Genomic DNA, 23,691 nt, shown 5'->3' with positions numbered 1-23,691 from the left:
AGCGATCAGGACGCCTGTGGCCGTGAAATCATTACCAACCCTGTGTTGAGGGTTCAAATATAAAATTGTCCGGAGGAATTTTCCATGACCAGTGAACCGCTGCAAAAAGCCCGGGATTTTGAGGCCCAGTATGGCCCCCACATCCCCGACAGCGAGCGCCCCGCCTTCCACGCAACCCCCACCATCGGCTGGATGAACGACCCCAACGGCTTTTCCTTCTATAAAGGGGAGTGCCACCTCTTCTACCAGTACCACCCTTACTCCAACGAGTGGGGCCCCATGCACTGGGGGCACCTGAAGACCCGGGACTTTATCCGCTGGGAGCGCCTGCCCGCCGCCCTGGCCCCCGACCGGGACTATGACGCCGCTGGGTGCTTTTCCGGCGGAGCGGTGGAGCTGCCCGATGGACGGCAGCTGCTGATGTACACTGGCGTCCAGCGCAGCCACAACGCCGAGGGTTTTCTCCAGGATGTCCAGACCCAGTGCGTCGCCATTGGGGACGGGATCGACTATGAGAAGCTCCTGGACAACCCCGTTCTGGGGGGGAAGGACCTGCCCAGGGGGGGCAGCACCATCGACTTCCGGGACCCCAAGGTCTGGCGGGAGGGGGATACCTTCTACGCCGCCATCGGCAACCGCACCGCAGATGACAGCGGGGCCGTCCTGCTGTACCGCAGTGGGGATGGTCTCAAATGGGAGTTCGTCCGAACTCTGGACCGCTGCCACAACCAGTACGGGAAGATGTGGGAGTGCCCCGACTTCTTCCCCCTGGACGGCAAGCAGGTGCTGATGACCAGTCCCCAGGAGATGAACCCCGTGGGGCTGGAGTTCCACGCCGGCAACGGGACGGTGTGCCTCATCGGGGACTACGAGCCGGAGGGGAAAGGCTTTCTGCGGCAGTATGTCCAGGCCATTGACTACGGACTGGACTTCTACGCCCCCCAGACTCTGCTGGCCCCCGACGGGCGGCGGGTCATGGTGGCCTGGATGCAGAACTGGGGTACGGTGGGGGCCAAGCCCTACCACTGCCGCTGGTTTGGGCAGATGACCCTGCCCCGGGAGCTGGCGGTGAAGAGCGGGCGGCTGTACCAGAACCCGGTGCGGGAGCTGGAGAATTACCGCAGCTGCTGCGTGATGCACAGCAATATTCCCGTCAGCGGGGAGGTCAATCTGCCCGGCGTTCAGGGGCGGGTCCTGGATATGACGGTCACCGTCCGGCCCACCGGCGGGGAGATGTACCGCTGGTTCCGCATCCGGGTCGCCAAGGACGGGGAGCACGAAACCATTATCCGCTACCGCCCCAGCGACGGGACCCTGAAAATTGACCGGACCCGCAGCGGCCTGCCCCACGATATCGTCCACACCCGCAGTTTCCTGGTGCGGTATCGGGAAGGGGAGATCAAGCTCCGGATCATCCTGGACCGGTTCAGCGTGGAGGTCTTTGTCAACGACGGGGAGCAGGCGGCCAGCGCGGTCGTCTACACCCGGCAGGAGGCCGCCGCCATTACCTTCGAGGCGGGGGGATCGGTGCTGATGGATGTGGAAAAATACGATTTGACGTTTGACGAACAGGAAATGGAGGGCTGAGACGATGACAGAAAAACGGTTTGACGTGATCGCGCTGGGAGAGCTGCTGGTGGACTTTACCGAGAACGGCCTCAGCGGGCAGGGGAATACCCTGTTTGAGGCCAACCCCGGAGGCGCCCCCTGCAATGTGCTGGCTATGCTGAAAAAGCTGGACCGCTCCTGCGCCTTTGTGGGCAAGGTGGGAGAGGATATGTTCGGCCATCTGCTGCGGGATGTGGCGGCGGAGGCGGGTATCTGCATGGACTATCTGGTGTTTGACCCGGAGGTCCGTACTACCCTGGCCTTTGTGAAGACCTTCCCCAACGGGGACCGGGACTTCTCCTTCTACCGCAACCCCGGCGCGGATATGATGCTGACCCCGGAGGAGCTGCCTCTGAACGCCATTGGGGACAGCCGTATCTTCCACTTTGGAACCCTGTCCATGACCCACGAGGGGGTGCGAGGGGCCACGTGCCGGGCCATAGACGCGGCGAAGGGGAGCGGCGCGCTGATCTCCTTTGACCCCAACCTCCGCCCGCCGCTGTGGAACGGCCTGGAGGAGGCCAGGACGCAGATCGAGTACGGCCTGGCCCGGTGCGATATCCTGAAAATCGCGGATAACGAGCTGGAGTTTATGACCGGCGAGAGCGATTTTGACAAGGGTGCGGCCATCCTCCGGGAAAAATACCCCAACATCCGCCTGTTCAACGTGACAGCGGGGGCTGAGGGGAGCTACTCCTACTATGAGGACAAGCGGGTCTTTGTCCCCGCCTGCAAGCTGGGCGGCGTGATTGAGACCACCGGGGCGGGGGATACCTTCTGCGCCTGCGTGCTGAACTTTGTGCTGGAGCGGGGCCTGGATGGGCTGACGGAGGAGGATTTGACCGGGATGCTCCGGTTTGCCAACACTGCGGCCTACTTAGTTACGACCCGGAAGGGGGCCATACGCTCCATGCCCGAGCGGGCGGATGTGATGGCGCTGCTGCAATAGACTGGGCAAGGGCCGGGAACCCCGGGGCCCTGTGAGACGGCGGGCTGGGTCGTCCCACGCTGCAAGTGCGCTGCTATCGTGTGCGGGCAGGGTGCGGCGGTCCGGCGTGCTGTTTTTGCCTCATTGGGGTTCCAGGCCCAGGCGATGCTCCAGATGGCAGAGATCCTGAACATGCTGGGACAAGTAGTCGCACAGTCGGCAAAAGACTATGGAGATGTATTTGGTCTGTTCGTCCCGGATGAACTTCTCGTTGGCAGACATGTATACGGACAGGGCTTCCAGCAAAAGAGCGTCCTCCGTGATATCTTGACGGACTTGGAAGAAATCCACCAGCCAAGGGGAGTTTTCGAGTTCCATAAAATCACCTCACTTTATAATGTATCGCGCAATATTATACCACATAAATATGGAAAGTGTTGATTTTACTATCAAACGGTAGTAATCTTTTTATAAGAGGTGACCTCAATGACAGAATATTACATTCCCACCGGCCACAGCGAGACCGAGCTGGTGGAAAAGCGGTCCCGGTTCATCGGCCAGGTGTGGCGGATCAGCAGTGAGGAGGAGGCCCGGGAGCGCATTGAGGCGACCCGGAAAAAGCACTACGACGCCCGCCACAACTGCTGGTGCTACCGCCTGCGGCAGGGGGGGCTGGAGCGCTGCTCCGACGACGGCGAGCCCCAGGGCACCGCGGGACAGCCCATGCTCAACGTCTTCCAGCGGGAAGAGGTGGTGGACGTGGTCTGCGTGGTGACCCGCTATTTCGGGGGCGTTCTGCTGGGGGCCGGAGGACTGGTCCGGGCCTATACCCAGGGGGCCAAGGACGCCCTGGACTGCGCCGGGATCTCGGTGGTCCGCCGGTGGGTCGCCATGGAGATCCCCTGCACCTACGCCCAGTTCGAGTCCATGCGCCGGGAGGTGCTCTCCTCCGGCGGAGCGGTGGAGAACGTGGACTATGGCGCGGATGTGCTCATCTCCGCCCTGCTGCCCGAGGAGCGCGCCGCCCCCTTCGCCGCCCGGATTTTGGAGCTCTCCGCCGGAACGGTGGAGGTGCTGGAGGCGGGGGAGCGGTTCCAGGACGTCCCCTTCCGCCTGCCCAAAGGATAACAATCCACCCTGCCGCCTTCGGGCGGTATTTTTTTGTGGAAAATTTTGTGGAAATGGTGCATTCAAACGTACAACTTTCCCGCCAGGCCGGGCCATTTTGAATTGACTTGAAAGGAGTGAAAGGCAATGTTTCAACTCTTTGCGGACGTCAGCAGGCTGACCGTGGAGCAGAGGGAGACCGTCGCCAGCGGCGGAGTCAACGCCTGCCTTGTAAAGTTCCGCTTCTCCCCGGAGTGGGACGGACTGGAAAAGACGGCGGTGTTTCGGGCGGGACAGGACTCCCGGGCGGTGCTGCCCGAGGAGGACGGCCGGTGCGCTGTGCCCTGGGAGCTGCTGGCCCAGCCGGGACGCCGCCTCTTCGCAGGGATTCTGGGCCGGCGGGGGGAGGGGGTGGTCCTGCCCACCGTCTGGGCGGACCTGGGTCTGATTCTGGAGGGGACGGACCCGGGGATGCCCTCCCTGCCCCCGACCCCCGAGTTGTGGCGGCAGGAGCTGGACCGGAAGGGGGACGGCCTGGGCTACACGCAGGCGGGGGAGCTGGGGCTCTACGCAGGGGAGCGGCTGCTGTCCGCCCTGCCGCTCTCTGCCCCTGACCACCGGAAGCTCAGCCACCTGGAGGACCCGGATCAGCACCCCATGGCGGCCATCTCCGGGCTGGTGAAGGAGCTGGAGAGGATCCCTGAGCCTGTGGAGGCTCTGACAAATTCAGAATTGGAGGAGATGTTGAAATGAGGAAGTATCTTGACAGCGAGGGCCTGCTCTACCTGTGGGGCAAGCTGGCCGGAAAGCTGGGCGGCAAGGTGGACAAGGAGACCGGCAAGGGCCTGAGCTCCAACGACTTTACCGCCGACGAGAAAATCAAGCTGAGCAATTTGACAAACTATAACCTGCCCGCCGCAACCCCGGAGACCCTGGGCGGCGTGAAGGTGGGGACCGGCCTGGCTATCAATCAGGGGGTCCTCTCCGCCACCGGCGGCGGCAAGGCGGACAGTGTGGAGTGGGACCACGTGGAGAACAAGCCCGACCTGGCCCTGAAAAGCGACCTGTCCCACGTCTACCGCTACCGGGGCAGCGTGACCAATTTCGCATCCCTGCCGGCGGAGGACAATGAGATTGGGGACGTGTGGAATGTGGAGACCACCGGCATGAACTACGCCTGGACCGGCCAGGACTGGGACGCTCTGGGCCAGTTCTTCGAGATCCAGGCCATTACCAACGCCGAAATCGACACTATCGCAGAGGCGTGAGTCCATGGGATATTTGGATAAGACCGGCCTGACCTACCTCTGGGGGAAGGTCAAGAGCTATGTGAACACTAGGCTGGCGGCGCTGGACACCGTCCCCCAGGGGATGATCGCCATCTGGTCCGGCGCGGCCAACGCTATCCCCCAGGGCTGGGCGCTGTGCAACGGCCAGAACGGGACCCCCGACCTGAGAAACCGCTTTGTGCTGGGGGCGGGCAGCTCCTACAGCCCCGGCTATACCGGCGGCGAGGAGAGCCACACCCTGACCGTCAGCGAGCTCCCCGCCCACAACCACAGGATCCAGGGCAGCTACGCCGATATGATGTCTCAGACCGATTACTGGTACACCCAGATCCATATGCCCAGCCCAGCCAACTACAACTGGTACGCCTATGCCGACAGCGACAATACGGGGAGCGGATATGCCCACAACAATATGCCGCCCTACTATGCGCTGTGCTACATTATGAAGCTGTAAAGGAGGGAGACTATGCCGGAATCCTGTGAAAACTGTGCCCTGCGCCTCCGGGTGGAGGCCCTGGAGCGGACCAACGAGCAGCACGCCTCCACCCATCGGGAGATGTTTGACCGGCTCCGGGCCCTGGAGACCTCTGACGCCGTCCAGGACGCCCACTATAAGGCCATTGACGCCAAGCTGGATGAGCTGACCCTGATGGTCAAGGAGCTCACTGGCAAGGCGGGCCGGCGCTGGGACGGGCTGGTGGAGAGGAGTCTGTGGGCGGTGGCCGCCGCAGTGCTGGCCTGGGTGCTGGCCAGGGTGGGACTGTGAAAAAGCGGATTCCCCACCTGTTCGCTAAATTGGTGGTGCTGTGGTGTGTGAGCTGCGGCACAGCGGCCTGCGCCTATGCCCTGCGCATCCTGTCCCGCACCGGCCATGACCCCGCCGCTCTGCTGGGGGTGATTTTGGCCTTTTTCGGCGGAGAGCTGTTGATGGTCTGCTTGAAAACCATTTTGAAAAACGGAAAGGACGGAGAACATGAGCAAAATTGATTGGAGACGCAAGCTGAGCAGCCGGAAGCTGTGGGCTGCGGCGGCGGGAATCGTCATGGGGCTGGCGATGGTGTTCGGCCTGGACGAGGGGACCGTGTCCAGCGTGGCGGGGGCTGTGGTGTCGCTGGCGTCAATCGTGGCCTACATTGCCGCCGAGGCCAAGGTGGACGCAGAGAGTGTGAAAAAAGAGTAATTGAAAACGCCCGGCTGTGGATGATCCTCCACAGCCGGGCGTTTTTTTGCATATATGGGAACAGACAGCGGTGAGCTGGGATCAGAGAGAGTTGGACGGTCCCCCCATGGGGGCGATTTCCTTCTGATAGACCCGGTAGAGGAACAGACAGCACAGGGAGACGGCAAAGATCTCCGCACAGGGGAAAGCCCACCACACCGTGTGCAGTCCGCCCAGCCGGGACAGCACAAAGGCCACCGGCAGCAGGACCACCAGCTGGCGGATGACCGACACGATCAGGGACAGCAGCCCGTGGCCCAGCGCCTGGAAAACGGACATACTCACCACGCTGATGCCAGCCACCAGGAAGTGGTAAGAGATAATACGCAGGGCGGGCACGCCGATGGTCAGCAGATCGCCGGCCTCCTCCCCCTCCGCCTCAAACAGGCTGAGGAATACGTCGGGAAAGAGCTGGAACAGGGCGAAGCCCACCACCATAATGCCCACAGCGTAGGTCACGGCCAGCTTGACCGTCTTGATAATTCGCTCAGGCTTCTGGGCTCCGTAGTTGTAGGCCACAATGGGCACCATGCCGTTGTTCAGTCCAAACACAGGCATGAAGATGAAGGACTGGAGCTTGAAGTAGATGCCAAATACCGCCGTGGCGGTGGAGGTAAAGGCCAGCAGAATCTGGTTCATCCCGAAGACCATGACAGAGCCGATGGACTGCATGATGATGGAGGGCAGGCCCACGCTGTAGATGCCGCCGATGATATCCCGGCTGGGCTTCAGACCCTTCCAGGACATCTGAATTTCCGGATTGTGGGTCAGAGAGAGGTAGAGCCCCACCAGGCCGCCGACGATTTGGCCCGCCACCGTGGCCACAGCCGCCCCGGCCACCTCCATCCGGGGCATTCCGAACAGGCCGAAGATGAGGATGGGGTCCAGCACCAGGTTGATGACCGAACCCACTCCCTGGATGACCATGGCATACACCGTGCGTCCGGTGGCCTGAACCAGCCGCTCGCAGGTGACCGACAGGAAAATGCCCATGCTGGCACCGCAGATGATGGTCAGGTAGTCGGTTCCGTACTTCACAAGGCGGGGGATGTCAGTCTGAACGGTGTAAAACAGCCGGGCGCAGGTCAGGCCCAGCAACATGAACACCAGACCGCTGGCCACCTCCAGCAGGATGCCGTTCATTGCGGTGCGGTTGGCCCGCTCCTGGTCCTTTTGGCCCAGGCTCCGGGAGAGCAGAGCGTTGATGCCCACGCCGGTGCCCACTGCCACGGCGATCATCAGGTTCTGCACCGGGAAGGCCAGCGACACTGCGTTCAGGGCGTCCTCGCTGAGCTTGGAGACAAAGTAGCTGTCTACCACGTTGTAGCAGGCCTGGATCAGCATGGATACGATCATGGGGACTGCCATATTCAGCAGCAGCTTGTTCTCGGGCATGACGCCCATCTTGTTCTCGGTTCTGGGTTGTTCCATTTTACATTCCTCCTTCAAGCAAAAATTGCCGCCCGATGGAGGGAATACGCAATTTTTCTCTTTTTCTATTAGAAACCTATTATAGAGGAACTCAATTTTTATGTCAATGGCAGTTTGTACAGATTTTACCGCAATTCCTCCCGATTCCCCACCAAAACAAAAGCAGCGGCCCTTTTCACCGCTGCTTGGGAGCTTGTTATTCCGCCGTCTCCACCGCCACAGGCCGGCCCTGACAGCTCAGCTTTCCATGCTTGACCTCCACATTGCCGCCGCTGAACAGATCCGTGTAAATGCCGTCCGGCACATCCACGCTCACCAGCTCCTGGGTCCCCCGGGTGCTGAACACGCCCACCAGACGGCGCTGGCCGCTGAAGTGGGTCCCATAGAGCACGCCGTGGGGCAGAGCCCGGACCTGAAAAACGCTGTCGGTGAGCAGAGGATTTTTCTTAAAGGCACACAGACGCCGGAACAGCTCTGAGCGGTCGGGGCCCGACCAGTCCACCGGGTCCCTGTCGAAGAGGCTGGGCAGATGGGTACACCCCGCCTCCTGGCCGCCGTAGATGAGGGCGGTCCCCTTCAGGAAGAAGAGGAAGGCGGTCCAGTTGAGCAGCGCCCCCTGGTCGGGGAGGAGAAAGGCGGCCCGAAGCTGGTCGTGGTTTTCCAGACAGCGCAGCTTGACATAGTTGCCTGGGTAGGTGGTTTCCTGACGGTTCAGAGCCTGGGCGTACTGCTCCAGGGGGAGCTTCCCCTCCAGGCAGTCCCGGAAGGTGTGGTAGATATCGTAGTCATAGCAGATATCGAAGGCCTCGTAAGCCTGGGAATCGGACAGACAGTCGTATCCGGCGCGGCGCAGGAAGGTGATGAAGGAGGGTTCTACCGTCTCCGCCAGCCAGATACAGCCCGGGCGGACCTCTTCCACCTGGCGGCGAGCCGTTTTCCAGAAGTCCAGGGGGACCAGTGGAGCCACATCGCACCGGAAGCCGTCCACCATGGAGGCCCAGTACTTCAGCGTCTCAATCTGATAGTCCCACAGCGCCCGCTGGCCGTAGTCCAGGTCGATGATGTCCGACCAGTCCCCAACCCGGTTGCCGAAGGAGCCGTCTGCTTTGTGATAGAACCACTCCGGGTGCTCTCCCGCCAGTACCGAGTCGGGGGAGGTGTGGTTGTACACCACATCGATGATGCACTTCATCCCCAGGGCGTGGATATCCTCCACCAGCTGCTGAAAGTCCTCCAGCGTCCCAAATTCCGGATTCACTGCCCGGTAGTCCCGGATGGCGTAGGGACTGCCCAGCGTTCCCTTCCGGGCCCTTTCCCCGATGGGGTGGATGGGCATCAGCCAGACGATGTCCGCCCCCAGGTCCCGGATGCGGGGCAGGTCCCGACGGACCCCCTGGAAGGTGCCCTCGGGGGTGTGATTGCGGACAAATACGGAGTAGATGGTCTGATTTCGCAGACCCTTGTGGGTTTGATCTGCCATATTGCTTCCTCCTCAAATGAAAACCGCCGGCGGAGGCCCACCGGCGGCTGCGGTTATCAGCGGTTCTTAAAGCCGGTGAGCTTCTCCTTGTTCACAAAGGCCCGCATGGCGTCCTTTTGATCTTCAGTGGAGAAGCACAGCCCAAAGGCCTCTGCCTCAAACGCGGCTCCGGTGGCCATGTCGGTCTGCATCCCCCGGCGGATGGCCGCCTTGGACTGGCGCACCGCTACCTGGGCATTGGCGGCAATGGCGTTGGCCAGCTCCAGCGCCTTGTCCATCAGCTCCTCGGCGGGGTAGACGTGGCTGACCAGACCGATGCGCTCCGCCTCCTCCGCCTTGATGGTCTTGGCGGTGAGGATCAGCTCCATGGCGTTGGATACCCCCACAATGCGGGCCAGCCGCTGGGTGCCGCCAAAGCCGGGGGTGATGCCCAGACCCACCTCGGGCTGGCCAAACTTGGCCTTCTCGCTGGCGACGCGGATATCGCAGGCCATGGACAGCTCGCACCCGCCGCCCAGAGCAAAACCGTTGACGGCGGCGATGGTGGGCTTGGTCAGGTTCTCCAGCTTCAGGAAGACCCCATTGCCATAGACGCCGAAAGCCTTGCCCTCCACGGCGGTGAAGCCGGACATCTGGCCAATATCCGCCCCCGCCACAAAGGACCGGCCCGCCCCGGTGACCACCGCCACCAGGATCTCAGCGTCGGCCTCCACCTGGTCCAGCACAGCGTTCAGGTCCTCCAGCACCTGCTTGTCCAATGCGTTCAGCGCCTCGGGCCGGTTCATGGTGATAATGCCCACCGCGCCCTTCTTCTCCAGTGTTACAAAAGCCATAGGAAGATTCCTCCTTGTTTTTTGAATGACAGCTCCATTATAGCGGATATTTCCGGAAAGGGCAAGGGGGAGTTGACGGAGAACTGGAATCTGACCGTTGCGTCCTGTCAAACATTGTGGTAAACTGTTGGCAGGAAAAAGTAATCTTTCAGCGCTGCTTGTAACGGCAGGCGGTTGGCCCTCTTGCACAGGGGGCAGCTTCTTGCTCCCTGATCTTACGAAAGGGGGGCTGCCCAATGGTCACATATAGTGAGCTGTTCCAGTACTCACTTGTTATCATCGGCATCATCGGCCTCTTTATTGCGGCCAATAAAAAGAAGTAACCGCCCTCGGCTCCAACCCAGGCGGTTACTTCTTTTTGAGTAACTAAATTCTTGAGGGCCAACCGCTTACCAGCAGCGCCCTTTCTATAATTCAGTATAGCCGAAAAATGTCTGGTTGTCAATCATTTCTTTGGCTTGGACACGCTATAGCCAAGGGCAATGATTTGACCGTTGCGTCCTGTCAAAAATTGTGGTAAACTGTTGGCAGGAAAGAATGATCTTTCAGCGCTGCTTGTAACGGCAGGCGGTTGGCCCTCTTGCACGGGGGGCAGCTTCTTGCTCCCTAATCTTACGAAAGGGGGGCTGCCCAATGGTCACATATAGTGAGCTGTTCCAGTACTCACTTGTTATCATCGGCCTCTTTATTGCGGCCAATAAAAAGAAGTAACCGCCCTCGGCTCCAACCCAGGCGGTTACTCTTTTTGAGTAACTAAATTCTTGAGGGCCAACCGCTTACCAGCAGCGCCCTTTCTATTGTTTAGTATAGCTGAAAAGCGGCTGTTTGTCAATCCCCTGATTTGTTCCGTGTCCGAAGCGGCGGCCGTCTGGGATAAACCGTCCCCCCTCCGAATAGATTGTCAGGAGGGGGTGCTGTGTTTGTCTGAAAAAATGCTGTCTGCCGGGAAGGGGGCGCTGTTCCTTACGGCGCTGAGTGCCATTTCCCAGGCCCTTGGCTTCTGCTACCGGGTTGTGCTCTCCCGGCTGGTGGGGGCAGAGGTGATGGGGCTGTACCAGCTGGTGATGCCGGTGTATTCGGTGATTTTGTCTCTCACCGCCGTAGGGCTGACCTCAGCGGTGTCCAATCTCACCTCTCAGCACCTGGCTTTGGGCAACCGCAGAGGGGCGGACCAGACCATCTCCGCCTGCCTGAAATTCTTCTTTCTCCTCCTCCTGCCGGTGGGGACAGCGGTGATCCTGGGCTCCGACGCCATCTCGGTCTATCTTCTGGGGGACGCCAGGACCCAGCTGGGGCTGATTTTGCTCATCCCCTGTGTAGCCCTCACCGGGGTTGAGAATTTTCACAAGCATTTCTTCTACGGCTCGGGCGTGGTCCGACCCCCCGCCATTGTGGAGCTGCTGGAACAGTTTGTCCGGACATTTGCGGTGATAACCCTGCTGCTCCTCTTCCTGCCCCAGTATCCGGAGCGGGTCGTGGGGCTGATTGTGACGGGGATGGTCCTGTGTGAGGTGTTTTCCTCCTGTACCCTGGTGGTCCTCTACCACCGCCGCCGGGGCCCTCTCACAGGGAGGGGGGAGGAGTCCCGAGTGCGCCGCCGCCGGATCTTCTCCATCGCCCTGCCCGTGGGGCTCAACGCCCTGCTGGGCAATCTGCTCAGCGCGGCCAACTCCGCCCTCATCCCCCAGAAGCTGGTGGAGGGGGGCGTGGAGCGGTCCGCCGCCGTATCCCAATTCGGGGTTGTATGCGGCATGACCATGCCCATGCTGTCCCTGCCCATTGTCTTTCTGGGGGCGCTGAACCTGGTGCTGGTGCCCCGGCTGTCCCGGGCCTGCGCCCTGGACCGGCCCGGGGAGGCCCGGCGGCTGATCTCCCAGGCCGTTTCGGCGGTGGCCCTCCTTACTCTGCCCTGTATGGCCATGATGGTGGTAGTGGGCTCCGACCTGGGCAGAGCCATGTTTCACCAGGAGGGGGTTGGGGAGTACCTGGTCCCCCTGGCCTGCGCCGTGGCCATGAACTGCGGCACCTCGGTGCTGGCCTCCTCCCTCAACGGACTGGGGCGGCAGCGGGCGGTGGCGGTCATCTCCCTGCTGGGTGGTGGAGTGCAGCTGGGCTTTACCCTGGCGCTGGTCCCCCTGCCCGGCGTGGGGATGGGCGGCTATGTGGCCGGAGCGGTGGCCTCTGCCGCCCTGGAGCTGGTCCTGTGCCTGCGGCAGGTGGTGCGGGCCACCGACATGGAGGTACAGCCCTTCCAGTGGTTGGCCGCCCCCGGACTGGCTGCCGCCCTGGCGGGGCTGGTGAGCAATCTGCTGTTCCGGGTCTTGAAGGATGCCGGCCTGTCCCAGCTCTCCGCTGGAGGGGCTACCCTGGCCTTCGCCCTGATTCTCTACCTGGCTGCGCTTCAGGCCCAGGGGGTCCGGGCTCGGGATGTGCTGCGGCTGGACTGGTAGGTTTGCTTGGGGATAAATTCTATGACGGGGGCGTCCCATGGGGGCGCCTCCGTTTTGCCGTCTCCAGCGCAAAAAACACGCGGCCCCAGCCGGAAGCCGCGTGTGTAAATGCTTATAGCTCGCAGAAGTTACAGGGCTCATCCACGGTGACGGTGTACTTCTCCAGCAGGGAGATGGGGTGGTAAGACAGCTTACTGGTGCGCAGGCCCATATCCCCGGTATCGTCCTCCCGGTTGATAAAGGAGATCCCCTCCCCGGCAAACTGCTGGGCGAACTGGGCCACCAGCATCTGATAGCAGCCCTCATAGTCCCGGTCGGCCTTTTCAATGTGGGTAAACAGGGTATCGCCGATGACCTCCCCCAGGGAGAAGCCCACGATCCGGTCCTCCACCATCAGCACGCCCCCCAGCAGGTCGTAGGCAGAAAAGTTGTCCAAAATCTCGTGGGTCTTGGTGATGTCCTCGTGAAAGGTGGCCGCCCCCTTGCTCCAGCGTTGGGCGTAGCTGTCCAGAAAGGTTTTCACCCCGGGGATATCCTCCTGGGTCATGGGGCGGAAGGTCCAGCTGCCGTAGGTTTTCAGGAACTTGTTCACATGGTTGCGCTGTCCGCTGAGCTTTTTGCCCCGGAAGTACTTCAAATCCTCCGCCCGGTAGAGGTAGTCGAAATTGTCCCGCTCCCCCACGGCGGTGCTGGCGGGGAAGAAAGCCTGGAGCTCCTCCAGCTCGTCCTTGGGGACGGGGTAGAAGGAGATGGGCATATCCCGGCGGCAGCAGTAGCCAGCAATCTCCCGGAAGTGCTCCGGCCTGCCGCCCCCCAGGGGGAGGGTAAAGGTGGGACCCAGGCCGGGATAATTCACCTTGAAATAGAGGGAACCGCTGTAGATGGCCCACTCGGTTTTGTACATATCCCGCCAGATAAAGACGGTGCCGGGAGTCGTGTCGCAGATGCGGCTGCGGCTGTAGCCGAAGAAGGGGCGCAGGCGGGGAAGGTCCTCCAGCCGGAGGGGGTGGAAATCCAACATAGCTTCAAATCCTTTAACAGTACTTTTTTATTCCATTATAGCGGATAACCGCCCATAATACCAGCCCGTGATCCCCTCTTTTTTGCACAAAAAACCCGCCTTTGTTTCCTTCACCACCGTCAAAAGCTCCCCGGGAGACACCTCCAGGCGATAGTCGGTGGAGTCTTCGCACTCCAGTCCCCGGGGGCCCTGGCAGAGATAATCGTTGAGAATATACAGCTCCCGCCCCGTCTCCAGGTGGCGGCACAGGGACAGCTCCTCCCCCTGTTCCAGCAGCTCCAGGGAGGCCCGGCCCCAGCGGATATTGATGGAACCGGCGCTGGCCTGCTGGGGGTCCAGAGCCCGGGCCCGGGGCAGTCCGTCCCAGGCGGTCCAGGAGAAGTCTTCTGAGTCCGCAGAGGGGAGGATGAGGGCGTTGAGCTGGCCGTCGGCCTTGAGGACGCAGCCGCCGTCAATGGAGATGATCTTCCTGTCCCGGGTGAAAATGGGGGCGGCGGAAGGGATGCAGGGGTCGTAGAGAGTCACCGGCCAGTGGCCCACAATGACCCACTTATCAAAGGAGTGCCCCTGACCCAGAAAGTCGTCGTTTTTCATGCAGCCCCACCGGTCCAACTCCTCCATGTGCTCCAGAGAGGGGACGCCGCCGTGGACAAACACCAGGCGGTCGGTCTCTATCACCGTGGGCAGCCCCTTCAGCCAGGTCCACTCCTCTGGAAAGGTCCGCCGCAGGTCCTGCCGCAGCTTGGGCAGATCGTCCCACTGCTCAAAGCCCCCCTCCCGGGCCATCTGTCGCAGAGTTGACTCGGGGTGCTGGGGAAGATAGGAGGTGAAAAAGCGGCGGTCCAGCTCATCACTCTCAAAGAAGCGCAGTACCAGCGCGTCGCAGTTGCCGCAGATCGGGAAAAGCGTATGGGTCCGGGACAGCTCCATCAGGCGGCGCAGCAGAGCCAGGCTCTCACGTCCCTTCTCCAGAAAATCCCCCAGAGGGATGAAAATGTCCTGGGGGGTCAGGGCGATTTTTTTCATCAGCGCCTGGAAAAAGGGGAGGTTGCCGTGAATGTCGCTGACCACAATGATTCGCCGGTCCGGGGGAAAGACCGGGCGGGTTACAATAGCCTTGTCCATGAACATCCCTCCTTGGAAACCGTATCCCGCGGGGTGAAATGGGAGATTCAGCACCATTGTACCATAAGATTCTGTGAATTTCCAGTAATTTTATGGTATATCGGGAGAGGAGAAAGGTGGATACAGAGGCCGGGGGAGGTCCGCACAAAAAAGAGGCACGTTGTGGCTGATTGTTGAATTTCTGCCCACAAGTTGGTATAATAGAGGAAAGAAGCTAAGGTCGGGAGGGGAACTGTGATGCCGCGGATCAAATATGAGACTGCCGCCGGAGACGGTTTGGAACAGACCCGCTTCTGCGTATCTGCTCAGCCCTGCCCCTTTTTGGCCAACGCCTTTGCGGAACTGGTTCTGCGCTTCGGGCGGGAGCGCTGTGAGCTGCTCCTAAACGAGGCGCAGACGCGCCAGGTGGTAGAGGACGTGGGGAACTACGTGAGTGATTTGGGTGTTCTCTGCTTCCGGCGAGGGGGCGAGTGTGGGCTGCGGGAGTGTGTCCGGCAGTACGGCCTGGAGTTTCACCAGCTGTTCACCCTGGCCCCCCGGATCCTCCTGTGGAGAGAGCACCCCCTGGCCGGCTGTGAGAGCGTCACCTTTCAGGCGTTGCGGCCCTATCCCATGGTGTGTTTTGGGGAGGAGGGCGGCAGGTCCCCCGACCCCGTGGAGGAGCTGTTTGCCTGCGGGGCGGTGGACAAGCGCATTACGCTGGGAGACCGGGCCGCCCTACTCCCTCTGATGTCCGGACTGGGCGGCTACGCCCTTTCCACAGATGGTTTTCCCCAGTCCCTGCTTGATGATTCCCTTGTCTCCGTTCCCCTGGCAGAGGAGGAGACCATGTGCGTTGGGTATGTGTTGAATCCGGGCCAGGAGCTGTCCAGGCTGGAGGAACTGTTTATTGGCATTCTCATGCGGCGCTCTGCCGCTGGGGATTAGCCGTCGGTGAAAAGGGATTTTGCCGTCTCCAGGCATTTTCTGGCGTGCCCCACCTTGCCCCGGGCCGATATCTCTTCGGTGTTGGGCAGCTCAATGGAGTAGTAGGGGGCCGCTCCGATCCCGCGCAGAAGACCCGCGACGTCGATGCCGCCCTCCCCGATGTAGCGGCGTCCGGAGCGGGCCGCCTCCGTCATGTTGGGGTGATCGGCGGGGGGGATCCAGCTGGGCCCGTTGCACAGATGGACAAATCCGAACTCCTCCTTGGGGACGTCCTCCAGCATTGCCCGAGTTACGCCGGCGCGGTGGGCGTGGAGACAGTCGATCATCAGCCGCAGATTGGGCCGTCTGGCGTCCTGGATCATTCTTCTGGCTGTGGCCAGCGTGGGGACGCAGGAGAAGGACATAAACTCCAGATTTACCAGAAGCTGATATTTCCCAGCCAGGTCGCACAGCTTTTTCAGCTCCTCCAAAGCGAAGGGGCGGTCCTCGGTCCAGACACTGGTAATCAGATACTGTGCGCCCAGCTCGGCGGCCCGGGCGATATTTTTCTCATAGGAGAGCACGTTGATGCCATCGGCGATCCTGGCCAGCTCAATGTCCATCAGGGGAAGCCCGGTGCGTTCCAGGGCGTCCCGGACACTTTGAAAGACCCGGTCGTTTTCCAGGCTGAAATCCGGCTCGCCAGGCAGGCGCATGGAGATAAAACGGGGGCTGACCCCATCGTAACCGCACAGGGCGGCCAGCTCCACCAGGTCTGCCGGGTGGGTGCCGGGAACGGTCAGATATGCCAAGGAAAAAATGGGACTCATGCAAATACCTCCTCATTATGAAGAGAACGCCGCACAGGATTGGGCGGCGTTCTGAATTTATTTCTGGGCAGCGATTTCGTTCAGCTTATCCGCAATGGCCCCGTAGCCGGAGTAGAAGCTGCACAGCAGGGGGGTCTTTACGTCCTTCAGGTCGGGCAGCAGGGCCCGCATGGACACCTGAGCCATGACGATGGCATCGTAGCCCTGTTTGTCCAGCTCCCGGATGCTCTCCATCAGAATGCGGTTGTGCTCCTCGGGGTGGCCGGCCTGGAGGGCGTCCCAGGCGGGATTCTGCAAGAACTGGGTACACTCCATCTGCTTGCCCTGCTCTGCGCCCACCTTCTCAATGAGCCGCTGGCTGGGGCCCAGGGTGGTCTCCAGAGTTGCGATGAGGGCGATCTTGGTCCCCAGGCTCACCGCCTCCCGGGCCATGGGCAGATCGATCTTCATCACGGGGACGCGGACCTCCTTCTCATAGATGTCCGCTACCTCCCCCACGGTGGAGCAGGAGTTGACGATCAGGTCCGCGCCGGAGATCTCCGCCGCCTTGGCATAGAGGGTCATCCGGTCGATGACGGCCTGGGTGGGGCCGCCGTTGGCCCGCACGTCGCTGAGCAGGGTGCTGTCGGTGATGAACTCGACCCGGACGCCGGGGACCTTCTCCTTTAAAAAGGCCACGGTGTCCTCCCGCTTGGCGAAGCTGGTCTGGAGAATACATACATGGGGCATAGGGATCCTTCCTTTCCTATTTTAATACCATCTGTTTCAAAAACTGACAGGCAGCGGCGGCCTCCTCCGGAAAGCGCTCCACGCTTGCGGGAACGCCCTCCAGGCTCACCGCGCCGTCATATCCAATCTGTTTCAGGGCGCTGAAGTAGATTTCGTCGTGGAGGTCCGGATTTTGGGGAAATCCCCGCGCCTCCCGCCGGGCGAAGTGGCTGTGGACCAGGTAGTCCCCTCCGTACTCCAGCAGGCTGTCCGTGGTGTCGTCCTCCATCCGCCAGTGGTAGTAGTCCTGGAGGCAGCCCACGCTGGGATGGTCCGCCGCCTTGGCCAGCGCCACCGCCTGGGCAAAGGTGTTAATCATGTTGGTCTCCTGGCGGTTGTTGGGCTCGATGGCGATGACAATACCCCGCTTTTGGGCCTCGTCCCCAATCTCACGGCACCACTGGGCCAGCTGCTGGAAGGCCGCCTGGGGGGAGAAGCCCTCCGGACAGCTCTTGGACCAGGGACTTCCCAGCACTACACAGCGGCATTGCAGCTGTGCGGCCCGCTCCAGGGCGCTCTGGTAGAAGGCCCGGACGTGCCCCCTGTCCACCTGGGGGCCCACCAGCTGAATGGAGGCGGGGAAAAAATTGTTGCAGGCGTACACCGGGAGGGCACAGGCGCGAAGATACGACCGCATTTCCTCAAAGGCGCTGGCGCTCAGCTCGTTGACCTGGCCGATGGGCAGCTCTAGGTAGTCAAACCCGGCCTCCCGAATCAGACCGGCGTACTCATAGCCGGTGTTGCTGTCCGTTTTGGGCAGCATGTTGGTACAGCATCCAATTTTCATTTGCCGCGCCTCCCCTCAGACTGTCTCTTTCACCGCCCTGCACCGCAGGCGCACATAGTCGGAGTACCAGACGCCGTCCCGGTACAGGGCAGGCCGCAGCGCCTCCACCACCTCCCGCAGGATGGCCTCCTCCTCCGCCGAATCCATCCCCTGGAAGGGGGTCTTGATGAACATGCGCAGCCAGTCGTACAGGCCGTCGTCCCCGTTCAGCGGCGTGGGGCGGTCAAACAGCGTGGCGTAGGTCGCCTTGAACCCGGCCCCCTCCAGACGGGCGGCGTATTGGCCGATGGAGGGGAAGTAGAATGGCATCCGGTAGGTCCGGCCCTGCTGGGTGAAGGCCCCTTCCAGGGCGCCGTGGATGAGGGCATTGTTGCCATAGCCGCCCAGTTCAAAGATGAACTGCCCCCCCGGTTTCAAGGCCCGGTTGACGCATCGGAGCATGGCGTCCTGCCGGTCCGGGTCGATCCAGTGGAGTACCGCATTGGAAAAGACCACGTCGTAGTGCCTGCCGGCCTGGAAATCCGCCGCGTCCCCCAGGCGGAAGGGGACGTCGGGCCAGAGCTCTCTGGCGGTTTCCAGCAGCTCCGGGGAGGCGTCCAGCCCCTCGGCGTCAAAGCCGGCCTGCCGCAGCTGATGGGTTAGCGCCCCGTTTCCGCAGCCCAAATCCAGGACGGACAGCCCCTGGCCCTCAATGAGGGAGAACAAATCGCTCCCGTATTGATGGACGAAGGAGAAATTTTGGGTGTACCCCTTGGCGTTCCACTGAATGTTCATAGTCATGGCCCCTTTCCGGTTTTGTTAAGGGGATTTTATCACAAAGGCCACTGGAGAAATGTAAAGTATGAGATAATTCCCGGCTTTACTTGCGGCCAACCAGCGCCTTGGCCTTGGCGATGATAGACTCCGTGTCCATGCCGTGGTCCCGGTAGAGCAGCTCCGGGTCTCCGGACTCGCCGAATTTGTCCTGAATGCCCACGATTTCCATGGGGACGGGGCAGTTCTGGACTACCACCTCGGATACCGCGCTGCCCAGACCGCCGAAGATGGTGTGGTCCTCGATGGTCATAATGGCTCCGGTCTCCCGGGCGGCCTGGATGACGGCCTGGTTGTCCAGAGGCTTGATGGTGGCCATGTCCAGGACCCGGACATTGATCCCCTGCTCCTTCAGGGCGGCGGCGGCGTCCACTGCCTTTTTCAGCAGAATGCCGGAGACGATCATGGTCATATCCCTGCCGTTGTCCACTACAGTGTTGGCCTTGCCCCACTCAAACTTGTAGGTGTTGGGGTCGTAGAGATCGGCCACCGGGTTGCGGTGGAGGCGGACATACAGCGGGCCCACAAAGTCCACTGCGGCGTGGGCCAGCGCCTTGGCGGCCACCGCGTCGGCGGGCTGGACCACCGTCATGTTGGGGAAGGCGCGCATAATGGCCACATCCTCAATGGCGGCGTGGGTTGCCCCGTCGCCCCCCACCTGGAGGCCGGCGTGGGTTCCGATGACGGTGACGTTCAGGTTGGGGTAGCACACGAAGGTGCGCACCTGCTCGCAGGCCCGCATGGAGGCGAACACCGCGAAGGTGGCCAGGAACACCTTGTTGCCGCAGGCGGCCAGGCCGGCGGAGGCCCCCACCAGATTCTGCTCCGCGATACCGAAGGAGAACTCCCGCTCGGGGAACAGCTTGCCGAACTTCTCCAGACCGCAGGTCTTGGTGTCGGCGTTGCACACCACAAAATTCTCGTTGGTCTTGGCAATTTCAATCAATTCCTGCCCGAAGGCCATTCTCGTTGCCAGGGTTCCCATTACACTACACCGCCTTCCTGAATTTCACTGATTGCTTTAACCAGCTCCTCGTCGCTGGGGGCCGCGCCATGCCACTTGCTCTCGTCCTCCATGAAGGAGACCCCCTTGCCCTTCACCGTGCGCATCAGGATAACCGTGGGGCTGCGCATGGTCTTGGCGGTGTGGAGAGCGGTGAGCACGTCCTTCATGTTGTGGCCGTTGACCTCCACCACCTTCCAGCCGAAGGAGCGCCACTTGTCGGCGATGGGCTCCACCGTCATGATCTCGTTGGTCCAGCCGTTGATCTGGACGCCGTTGCAGTCCACAATGGCCACCAGGTTTTTCAGGTTGTGGTGGTTGGCCGCCATAGCCGCCTCCCAGACCATGCCCTCCTGGATCTCCCCGTCCCCCAGCATGACATAGGTCATGTAGTCCTGGTGGTGCAGCTTGCCCGACAGGGCCATACCCACACCCACCGACAGACCGTTGCCCAGAGAGCCGGCGGACATGTCGACCCCGGGCACCTTGTTCATGTCGGGGTGGCCCTGGAGGATGGAGTGGTACTGGCGCAGGGTGTTGAGGATGGCCGGGTCAAAGTAGCCCCGCCGGGCCAAGGCGGCGTACATTACCGGGCAGGAGTGGCCCTTGGAGAGGATGAACCGGTCCCGGTCGGCCCAGCGGGGGTTTTCCGGGTCAATGTTCATCACGTGGAAGTACAGCGCGGTGACCATCTCCACCGCGGACAGAGAGCCGCCGGGATGTCCGGCCTTGGCGGCGTGGATCATGGAGACGATATCCTGCCTGATTTGGACAGCCTGTTTCTCCAGCCGTTCCACGTCTTTTTCGGTGAAATAAAAGGAAGTCATGGAAGAATCAGCCCTTTCTATTGGTGTTTGGGTTTCGGTTTGTGAGAATACCATAACGCAGGAGCGGGAAAAAGTCCAATTCTTCCTGATGAAGCCTGCTATCAGAAAAAATGATAGAAACCGGAAAAAAACTTGACAGAGGGGGAAATATGGGGATAGGATAGAGGGCGAGGCGAGAATTCCGCACAAAACTCAACCGCTTTTTTGGACGATTTAACAAAGAACATGGGGAGGGAACCCAAATGGAGCTTTATACCATGCGCTACGTGCTGGCGGTGGCGGAGCATGAAAGTTTCTCGCTGGCGGCACAGGCCTGCCACGTGGGCCAGCCCGCTCTGTCCCAGCAGGTCTCCCGGTTGGAGAAGGAGCTGGGGGTGGCCCTGTTTACCCGCAATTCCCGGGGGGCGGTCCTTACCGAGGCGGGCCGGGAGTTTGTCCAAATGGCCCAGGAGATCGTTCAGCGCGCCGACGCCCTCCAGGCCAAAATGTCCCTGTTCGCCGGGGTGCGCCGGGGCACGCTGAACCTGGGCATCATCACCAGCTTGCAGTGCATCGACTTCGGCGGCCTGCTGTCCGCTTTCTGCGGGAGCTATCCGGAGGTGTCGGTGAACATCACACAGGACGGGACCTACCGCCTGTTTGAGAAGCTGCTGGACCGGAAGCTGGACGCGGCCTTTCTGAACCGCCCCGCGTCGGGCATCCCCTCCGGCCTGGAATTTGTCCGGCTGGGGGAGGACGTGTACTCCCTGGCCGTCCCCACCATTCACCCCCTGGCGAAGCGGGACCAGGTGAGCCTGGAGGAGCTGAGGGACGAGCACTTTATTTTCCATCAGACGGGCCAGGTGGCCTCGGAGCTGTGCCTGGCCGCCTGCCGCAAGGCGGGCTTCGAGCCCAACATCGTCTGCCGCTCCGCCAGTCCCACCACGGGGCTGTACATGGTCCGGGGCGGGCTGGGGGTTGCGCTGCTCCCCTCGGAGGAGTTTGAGGCCCACCGCCTGAACGGGGTCCTGGAGCTGAAGCTGAAGGAGCGGATTGTCAAAGAGGTGGGGATCGCCTGGCGGAAGGATACGGCTTCACCCCTGGTGGATACGGCGGTACAGTTTGCCAGAGAGTGGGCGAGATAACAAAAATCGGGGAGACGCGGCATATTCCGCGTCTCCCCGGTTTTCCTTTGGGGTATTTACTCCTTGGGGACCAGCTTCTCCCGCGCCTCCGTCCCTCCGAAGGCGGCGTCCAGGGCGCAGGTCACGCACTTCTCCTGGGCCGGGTGCATGGTGCCGCACACCGGGCAGGGCACCATATCCCCCTCGGCGGCGAACAGCTCAATTTTCATGCAGCTGGGGCAGCGGTAGATGTCCACGTGGAAGCGGTTCAGCTGAAATACGCTGCCCATGGGGTAGGACTTGACGGCCAGCTCCATCGCCTGCTGGCAGTGAGGACAGATTTTTTTCCCTTCGCTCATCACAAAACATCCTTTCTCCGGTTGAAGTCTACTTTTGAGGCAGGTCTTTTGGACTCTGACAGCTCAAGGATACTCCGCCTGACCGCCAATGTCCAATTCTTTTTGTGCATGTAAGTATCATAAAAAATGATAATATTCCGGCCCTTGTTCAAATAGCCAAGGAACTTCCGCCTTTTATGGGCATATTTTTGGGATGGCTTCCCGATTTTTTGCCCGAAGAAGGGGAGAAAAGGGGAAAAGCCGCCCTTCTATTCCATCTTGTGATAGCAGCTATTGCCAGAATGAATTGGACTTTTTTTCTCCGTTTCGGTAAGGTAATGACACAAAATCTGCTAAAGGAGTGTTAAACTATGAGTAAAAAATTGGTGTCCGATCTGCTGGTGGACTATCTGGAGCGCCGGGATGTGACCAAGCTGTTTGGCCTGTGCGGCCATACCGTAATTGGAATGCTGGACGCCCTGAGCCGCAGCAAGAAGATCGAGTACATCGGAACCCGTCACGAGGCCATTGCCTCCACCGCCGCCGACGGCTACGCCCGGGTGACCCACAGGGCCTCCGTGGTCATGTGCCACCTGGGTCCCGGTCTGACCAACGTGATTACCGGCGTGGCCAACGCCTCGCTTGACTCCATCCCCATGGTGGTCATCGCCGGCGACGTGCCCAGCTACTACTATGGCCGTCACCCCCATCAGGAGGTGAATATGCACGCCGACGGGGACCAGTACTCCATGCTGGAGGCCGTCTGCAAGCGCTGCTGGCGGGTTGACGATGTGGAGGCTCTGCCCTACATCCTGGACAAGGCCTTCCGGCTGGCCGAGTCGGGCCGCCCCGGCCCCGTGCTGGTGGACGTCCCCATGGATATGTTTTCCCGGGAAATGGAGGAGGCTCTGTGGGAGCGCACCTACAAGGACAGCCGGGAGACCCTGCGCCCCGGTCTCTCCCCCGCCGCCGCCAAGGCCATCGCCGAGAAGCTGGTCAACGCCGAGAACCCCGTCCTCCATGCCGGCGGCGGTATCCTGCTGTCCCAGGCCTCTGAGGAGCTGGCCGCTCTGGCCGAGTTCCTGGATATCCCCGTCTCCCGCACTCTGGCCGGTCAGGGCTGCCTGTCCGACCTGCACCCCCTGATGATCGGCCAGACCGGCTTCTGGGGACTGGAGTTCACCCACTCCCTCACCGTCAACGCCGATGTGATCCTGGGTCTGGGTACCCGCTTCGGGGAGGCGGACAGCTCCAGCTGGTACCAGGGGGTCACCTTCGACCCCGACAAGACCACCTTCCTCCAGATCGACATTGACCCCACCGAGATCGGTCGCAACTACCCGGTGGAGATTGGGGCCATTGCCGATGTGAAGATTGCCCTGGCACAGATCCTGGACGAGGTGAAGAAGATCTGCCCCCAGGGGAAGAAGCGCCCCGGCCTGCGGGAGCAGATCGCCCAGGCCAAGGCGGACTTCAAGCAGTCCAACCAGGCCATTTCCAGCGACAGCCGCTTCCCCATGACCCCCCAGCGCATCCTGAAGGATGTGAAGGAGGTCATCCCCGAGGACGCCATCATCTTCACCGATGTGGGCTGGAACAAGAACGGCGTGGCTCAGGAGTTCGACATAACCCTCCCCGGTACCATCCACCACTCCTCCGGCCTGGCCACCATGGGCTTCGGCCCCGCTGCCGTGCTGGGCGGCAAGGTGGCGGCGCCCGACCGGATTGTCCTGAACCTCACCGGTGACGGCGGCTTCGGCATCAACCCCTCCGTGCTGGCCGCCGCGGTGGAGCATGGCATCGCCTGTACCTGGGTGGTGATGAA

The 23,691-nt window shown here is 61.4% G+C and carries 26 protein-coding genes; 13 read left to right on the top strand and 13 right to left on the bottom strand.

Going from position 1 to position 23,691, the window contains the following annotated elements; translation table 11 throughout:
- The first annotated feature begins 84 nt into the window (after positions 1-84).
- On the top strand, positions 85-1,587 hold the full coding sequence (locus tag D1646_RS06140; RefSeq protein ID WP_160635615.1) for a glycoside hydrolase family 32 protein: 1,503 nt from the start codon (positions 85-87) through the stop codon (positions 1,585-1,587).
- A gap of 4 nt (positions 1,588-1,591) precedes the next feature.
- Positions 1,592-2,557 (top strand): carbohydrate kinase, encoded by a 966-nt coding sequence (locus D1646_RS06135; protein ID WP_160635614.1) that lies wholly within the window; start codon positions 1,592-1,594, stop codon positions 2,555-2,557.
- A gap of 120 nt (positions 2,558-2,677) precedes the next feature.
- On the opposite strand, the gene D1646_RS06130 is transcribed toward D1646_RS06135, so the two are convergent.
- Positions 2,678-2,914: a hypothetical protein gene (locus D1646_RS06130; protein ID WP_160635613.1), complete on the bottom strand. Its 237-nt coding sequence runs from the start codon at positions 2,912-2,914 to the stop codon at positions 2,678-2,680.
- A gap of 108 nt (positions 2,915-3,022) precedes the next feature.
- Here D1646_RS06130 and D1646_RS06125 point away from each other — a divergent pair, with 108 nt between their 5' ends.
- From D1646_RS06125 to D1646_RS06095, 7 genes are all read left to right on the top strand, one after another.
- Positions 3,023-3,664: a YigZ family protein gene (locus tag D1646_RS06125; RefSeq protein ID WP_160635612.1), complete on the top strand. Its 642-nt coding sequence runs from the start codon at positions 3,023-3,025 to the stop codon at positions 3,662-3,664.
- A gap of 126 nt (positions 3,665-3,790) precedes the next feature.
- Complete coding sequence (locus D1646_RS06120; protein ID WP_160635611.1) at positions 3,791-4,396, top strand: hypothetical protein; 606 nt, start codon at positions 3,791-3,793, stop codon at positions 4,394-4,396.
- On the top strand, positions 4,393-4,911 hold the full coding sequence (locus D1646_RS06115; protein WP_160635610.1) for a hypothetical protein: 519 nt from the start codon (positions 4,393-4,395) through the stop codon (positions 4,909-4,911). Before D1646_RS06120 ends, D1646_RS06115 begins: the two co-directional genes overlap by 4 nt.
- A gap of 4 nt (positions 4,912-4,915) precedes the next feature.
- Positions 4,916-5,386 carry a hypothetical protein gene (locus D1646_RS06110; protein WP_160635609.1) on the top strand — a complete coding sequence of 157 codons (471 nt, stop codon included), beginning with the start codon at positions 4,916-4,918 and terminating at the stop codon, positions 5,384-5,386.
- Positions 5,387-5,398: 12 nt separating this feature from the next.
- The gene (locus D1646_RS06105) at positions 5,399-5,698 is read left to right on the top strand and encodes a hypothetical protein (protein WP_160635608.1); all 300 of its coding nucleotides are present in this window, start codon (positions 5,399-5,401) and stop codon (positions 5,696-5,698) included.
- On the top strand, positions 5,695-5,919 hold the full coding sequence (locus D1646_RS06100) for a hypothetical protein (RefSeq protein ID WP_160635607.1): 225 nt from the start codon (positions 5,695-5,697) through the stop codon (positions 5,917-5,919). The genes D1646_RS06105 and D1646_RS06100 overlap by 4 nt, the downstream gene beginning before the upstream one ends.
- Positions 5,906-6,112 carry a hypothetical protein gene (locus tag D1646_RS06095; RefSeq protein WP_160635606.1) on the top strand — a complete coding sequence of 69 codons (207 nt, stop codon included), beginning with the start codon at positions 5,906-5,908 and terminating at the stop codon, positions 6,110-6,112. The genes D1646_RS06100 and D1646_RS06095 overlap by 14 nt, the downstream gene beginning before the upstream one ends.
- 81 nt (positions 6,113-6,193) lie before the next feature.
- Here the strand turns inward: D1646_RS06095 and D1646_RS06090 are convergent, their stop codons facing one another.
- The 3 genes from D1646_RS06090 to D1646_RS06080 form a co-directional block, all read right to left on the bottom strand.
- Positions 6,194-7,582 (bottom strand): MATE family efflux transporter, encoded by a 1,389-nt coding sequence (locus D1646_RS06090; protein WP_160635605.1) that lies wholly within the window; start codon positions 7,580-7,582, stop codon positions 6,194-6,196.
- Between the two features lie 196 nt (positions 7,583-7,778).
- Positions 7,779-9,062 carry an alpha-amylase family glycosyl hydrolase gene (locus D1646_RS06085; RefSeq protein ID WP_160635604.1) on the bottom strand — a complete coding sequence of 428 codons (1,284 nt, stop codon included), beginning with the start codon at positions 9,060-9,062 and terminating at the stop codon, positions 7,779-7,781.
- 56 nt (positions 9,063-9,118) lie between these two features.
- Positions 9,119-9,895 (bottom strand): enoyl-CoA hydratase-related protein, encoded by a 777-nt coding sequence (locus D1646_RS06080; RefSeq protein WP_160635603.1) that lies wholly within the window; start codon positions 9,893-9,895, stop codon positions 9,119-9,121.
- A 920-nt stretch (positions 9,896-10,815) separates the two neighbouring features.
- On the opposite strand from D1646_RS06080, the gene D1646_RS23680 reads away from it, so the two are divergent.
- Entirely contained in the window at positions 10,816-12,345 is a 1,530-nt protein-coding gene (locus D1646_RS23680; RefSeq protein WP_279279922.1) for an oligosaccharide flippase family protein, read from the top strand.
- Positions 12,346-12,457: 112 nt separating this feature from the next.
- On the opposite strand, the gene D1646_RS06070 is transcribed toward D1646_RS23680, so the two are convergent.
- Together D1646_RS06070 and D1646_RS06065 are read right to left on the bottom strand one after the other, a co-directional pair.
- Positions 12,458-13,366 carry a phosphatidylglycerol lysyltransferase domain-containing protein gene (locus tag D1646_RS06070; RefSeq protein WP_160635602.1) on the bottom strand — a complete coding sequence of 303 codons (909 nt, stop codon included), beginning with the start codon at positions 13,364-13,366 and terminating at the stop codon, positions 12,458-12,460.
- A 27-nt stretch (positions 13,367-13,393) separates the two neighbouring features.
- Positions 13,394-14,491, bottom strand: coding sequence for a metallophosphoesterase (locus D1646_RS06065; RefSeq protein WP_160635601.1), 1,098 nt, complete (start codon positions 14,489-14,491; stop codon positions 13,394-13,396).
- 237 nt (positions 14,492-14,728) lie between these two features.
- Here D1646_RS06065 and D1646_RS06060 point away from each other — a divergent pair, with 237 nt between their 5' ends.
- The gene (locus D1646_RS06060) at positions 14,729-15,418 is read left to right on the top strand and encodes a LysR substrate-binding domain-containing protein (protein ID WP_160635600.1); all 690 of its coding nucleotides are present in this window, start codon (positions 14,729-14,731) and stop codon (positions 15,416-15,418) included.
- Here the strand turns inward: D1646_RS06060 and D1646_RS06055 are convergent.
- The 6 genes from D1646_RS06055 to D1646_RS06030 all read right to left on the bottom strand — a co-directional run bounded on the left by D1646_RS06055 (position 15,415) and on the right by D1646_RS06030 (position 20,425).
- Positions 15,415-16,227, bottom strand: coding sequence for a sugar phosphate isomerase/epimerase (locus D1646_RS06055; RefSeq protein ID WP_160635599.1), 813 nt, complete (start codon positions 16,225-16,227; stop codon positions 15,415-15,417). The genes D1646_RS06060 and D1646_RS06055 overlap by 4 nt on opposite strands.
- Positions 16,228-16,284: 57 nt before the next feature.
- Positions 16,285-16,956: an aspartate/glutamate racemase family protein gene (locus D1646_RS06050; protein ID WP_201754571.1), complete on the bottom strand. Its 672-nt coding sequence runs from the start codon at positions 16,954-16,956 to the stop codon at positions 16,285-16,287.
- Positions 16,957-16,972: 16 nt separating this feature from the next.
- Positions 16,973-17,782 carry a sugar phosphate isomerase/epimerase family protein gene (locus tag D1646_RS06045; RefSeq protein WP_160635598.1) on the bottom strand — a complete coding sequence of 270 codons (810 nt, stop codon included), beginning with the start codon at positions 17,780-17,782 and terminating at the stop codon, positions 16,973-16,975.
- A 15-nt stretch (positions 17,783-17,797) separates the two neighbouring features.
- Positions 17,798-18,556 carry a class I SAM-dependent methyltransferase gene (locus tag D1646_RS06040; RefSeq protein WP_160635597.1) on the bottom strand — a complete coding sequence of 253 codons (759 nt, stop codon included), beginning with the start codon at positions 18,554-18,556 and terminating at the stop codon, positions 17,798-17,800.
- 85 nt (positions 18,557-18,641) lie between these two features.
- Positions 18,642-19,580 (bottom strand): transketolase C-terminal domain-containing protein, encoded by a 939-nt coding sequence (locus tag D1646_RS06035; protein WP_160635596.1) that lies wholly within the window; start codon positions 19,578-19,580, stop codon positions 18,642-18,644.
- Positions 19,580-20,425, bottom strand: coding sequence for a transketolase (locus D1646_RS06030; RefSeq protein WP_160635595.1), 846 nt, complete (start codon positions 20,423-20,425; stop codon positions 19,580-19,582). The genes D1646_RS06035 and D1646_RS06030 overlap by 1 nt, the downstream gene beginning before the upstream one ends.
- A gap of 242 nt (positions 20,426-20,667) precedes the next feature.
- Between D1646_RS06030 and D1646_RS06025 the strand changes: the two genes are divergently transcribed.
- On the top strand, positions 20,668-21,549 hold the full coding sequence (locus D1646_RS06025) for a LysR family transcriptional regulator (protein ID WP_160635594.1): 882 nt from the start codon (positions 20,668-20,670) through the stop codon (positions 21,547-21,549).
- Positions 21,550-21,605: 56 nt separating this feature from the next.
- Here D1646_RS06025 and D1646_RS06020 read toward each other — a convergent pair whose 3' ends face one another.
- Entirely contained in the window at positions 21,606-21,887 is a 282-nt protein-coding gene (locus tag D1646_RS06020; RefSeq protein ID WP_160635593.1) for a hypothetical protein, read from the bottom strand.
- A gap of 350 nt (positions 21,888-22,237) precedes the next feature.
- Between D1646_RS06020 and D1646_RS06015 the strand changes: the two genes are divergently transcribed.
- Positions 22,238-23,691, top strand: a 1,454-nt coding sequence (locus D1646_RS06015; protein ID WP_160635592.1) for a thiamine pyrophosphate-binding protein, incomplete at its 3' end; no start/stop codon positions are given.

The sequence above is a fragment of the Pseudoflavonifractor sp. 60 genome (genome assembly GCF_009911645.1).
Lineage (GTDB): Bacteria > Bacillota > Clostridia > Oscillospirales > Oscillospiraceae > Lawsonibacter.
Note: the sequence above shows the minus strand (reverse complement) of the source record. Positions and strands in the feature narration are given on the sequence as shown.

Excerpts from the sequence above, each read along its gene's own strand:
- D1646_RS06140 (WP_160635615.1), top strand. The coding sequence starts at position 85 with ATGACCAGTGAACCGCTGCAAAAAGCCCGGGATTTTGAGGCCCAGTAT.
- D1646_RS06135 (WP_160635614.1), top strand. The coding sequence starts at position 1,592 with ATGACAGAAAAACGGTTTGACGTGATCGCGCTGGGAGAGCTGCTGGTG.
- D1646_RS06130 (WP_160635613.1), bottom strand. The coding sequence starts at position 2,914 with ATGGAACTCGAAAACTCCCCTTGGCTGGTGGATTTCTTCCAAGTCCGT.
- D1646_RS06125 (WP_160635612.1), top strand. The coding sequence starts at position 3,023 with ATGACAGAATATTACATTCCCACCGGCCACAGCGAGACCGAGCTGGTG.
- D1646_RS06120 (WP_160635611.1), top strand. The coding sequence starts at position 3,791 with ATGTTTCAACTCTTTGCGGACGTCAGCAGGCTGACCGTGGAGCAGAGG.
- D1646_RS06115 (WP_160635610.1), top strand. The coding sequence starts at position 4,393 with ATGAGGAAGTATCTTGACAGCGAGGGCCTGCTCTACCTGTGGGGCAAG.
- D1646_RS06110 (WP_160635609.1), top strand. The coding sequence starts at position 4,916 with ATGGGATATTTGGATAAGACCGGCCTGACCTACCTCTGGGGGAAGGTC.
- D1646_RS06105 (WP_160635608.1), top strand. The coding sequence starts at position 5,399 with ATGCCGGAATCCTGTGAAAACTGTGCCCTGCGCCTCCGGGTGGAGGCC.
- D1646_RS06095 (WP_160635606.1), top strand. The coding sequence starts at position 5,906 with ATGAGCAAAATTGATTGGAGACGCAAGCTGAGCAGCCGGAAGCTGTGG.
- D1646_RS06090 (WP_160635605.1), bottom strand. The coding sequence starts at position 7,582 with ATGGAACAACCCAGAACCGAGAACAAGATGGGCGTCATGCCCGAGAAC.
- D1646_RS06085 (WP_160635604.1), bottom strand. The coding sequence starts at position 9,062 with ATGGCAGATCAAACCCACAAGGGTCTGCGAAATCAGACCATCTACTCC.
- D1646_RS06080 (WP_160635603.1), bottom strand. The coding sequence starts at position 9,895 with ATGGCTTTTGTAACACTGGAGAAGAAGGGCGCGGTGGGCATTATCACC.
- D1646_RS06070 (WP_160635602.1), bottom strand. The coding sequence starts at position 13,366 with ATGTTGGATTTCCACCCCCTCCGGCTGGAGGACCTTCCCCGCCTGCGC.
- D1646_RS06065 (WP_160635601.1), bottom strand. The coding sequence starts at position 14,491 with ATGGACAAGGCTATTGTAACCCGCCCGGTCTTTCCCCCGGACCGGCGA.
- D1646_RS06060 (WP_160635600.1), top strand. The coding sequence starts at position 14,729 with ATGCCGCGGATCAAATATGAGACTGCCGCCGGAGACGGTTTGGAACAG.
- D1646_RS06055 (WP_160635599.1), bottom strand. The coding sequence starts at position 16,227 with ATGAGTCCCATTTTTTCCTTGGCATATCTGACCGTTCCCGGCACCCAC.
- D1646_RS06050 (WP_201754571.1), bottom strand. The coding sequence starts at position 16,956 with ATGCCCCATGTATGTATTCTCCAGACCAGCTTCGCCAAGCGGGAGGAC.
- D1646_RS06045 (WP_160635598.1), bottom strand. The coding sequence starts at position 17,782 with ATGAAAATTGGATGCTGTACCAACATGCTGCCCAAAACGGACAGCAAC.
- D1646_RS06040 (WP_160635597.1), bottom strand. The coding sequence starts at position 18,556 with ATGAACATTCAGTGGAACGCCAAGGGGTACACCCAAAATTTCTCCTTC.
- D1646_RS06035 (WP_160635596.1), bottom strand. The coding sequence starts at position 19,580 with ATGGGAACCCTGGCAACGAGAATGGCCTTCGGGCAGGAATTGATTGAA.
- D1646_RS06030 (WP_160635595.1), bottom strand. The coding sequence starts at position 20,425 with ATGACTTCCTTTTATTTCACCGAAAAAGACGTGGAACGGCTGGAGAAA.
- D1646_RS06025 (WP_160635594.1), top strand. The coding sequence starts at position 20,668 with ATGGAGCTTTATACCATGCGCTACGTGCTGGCGGTGGCGGAGCATGAA.
- D1646_RS06020 (WP_160635593.1), bottom strand. The coding sequence starts at position 21,887 with ATGAGCGAAGGGAAAAAAATCTGTCCTCACTGCCAGCAGGCGATGGAG.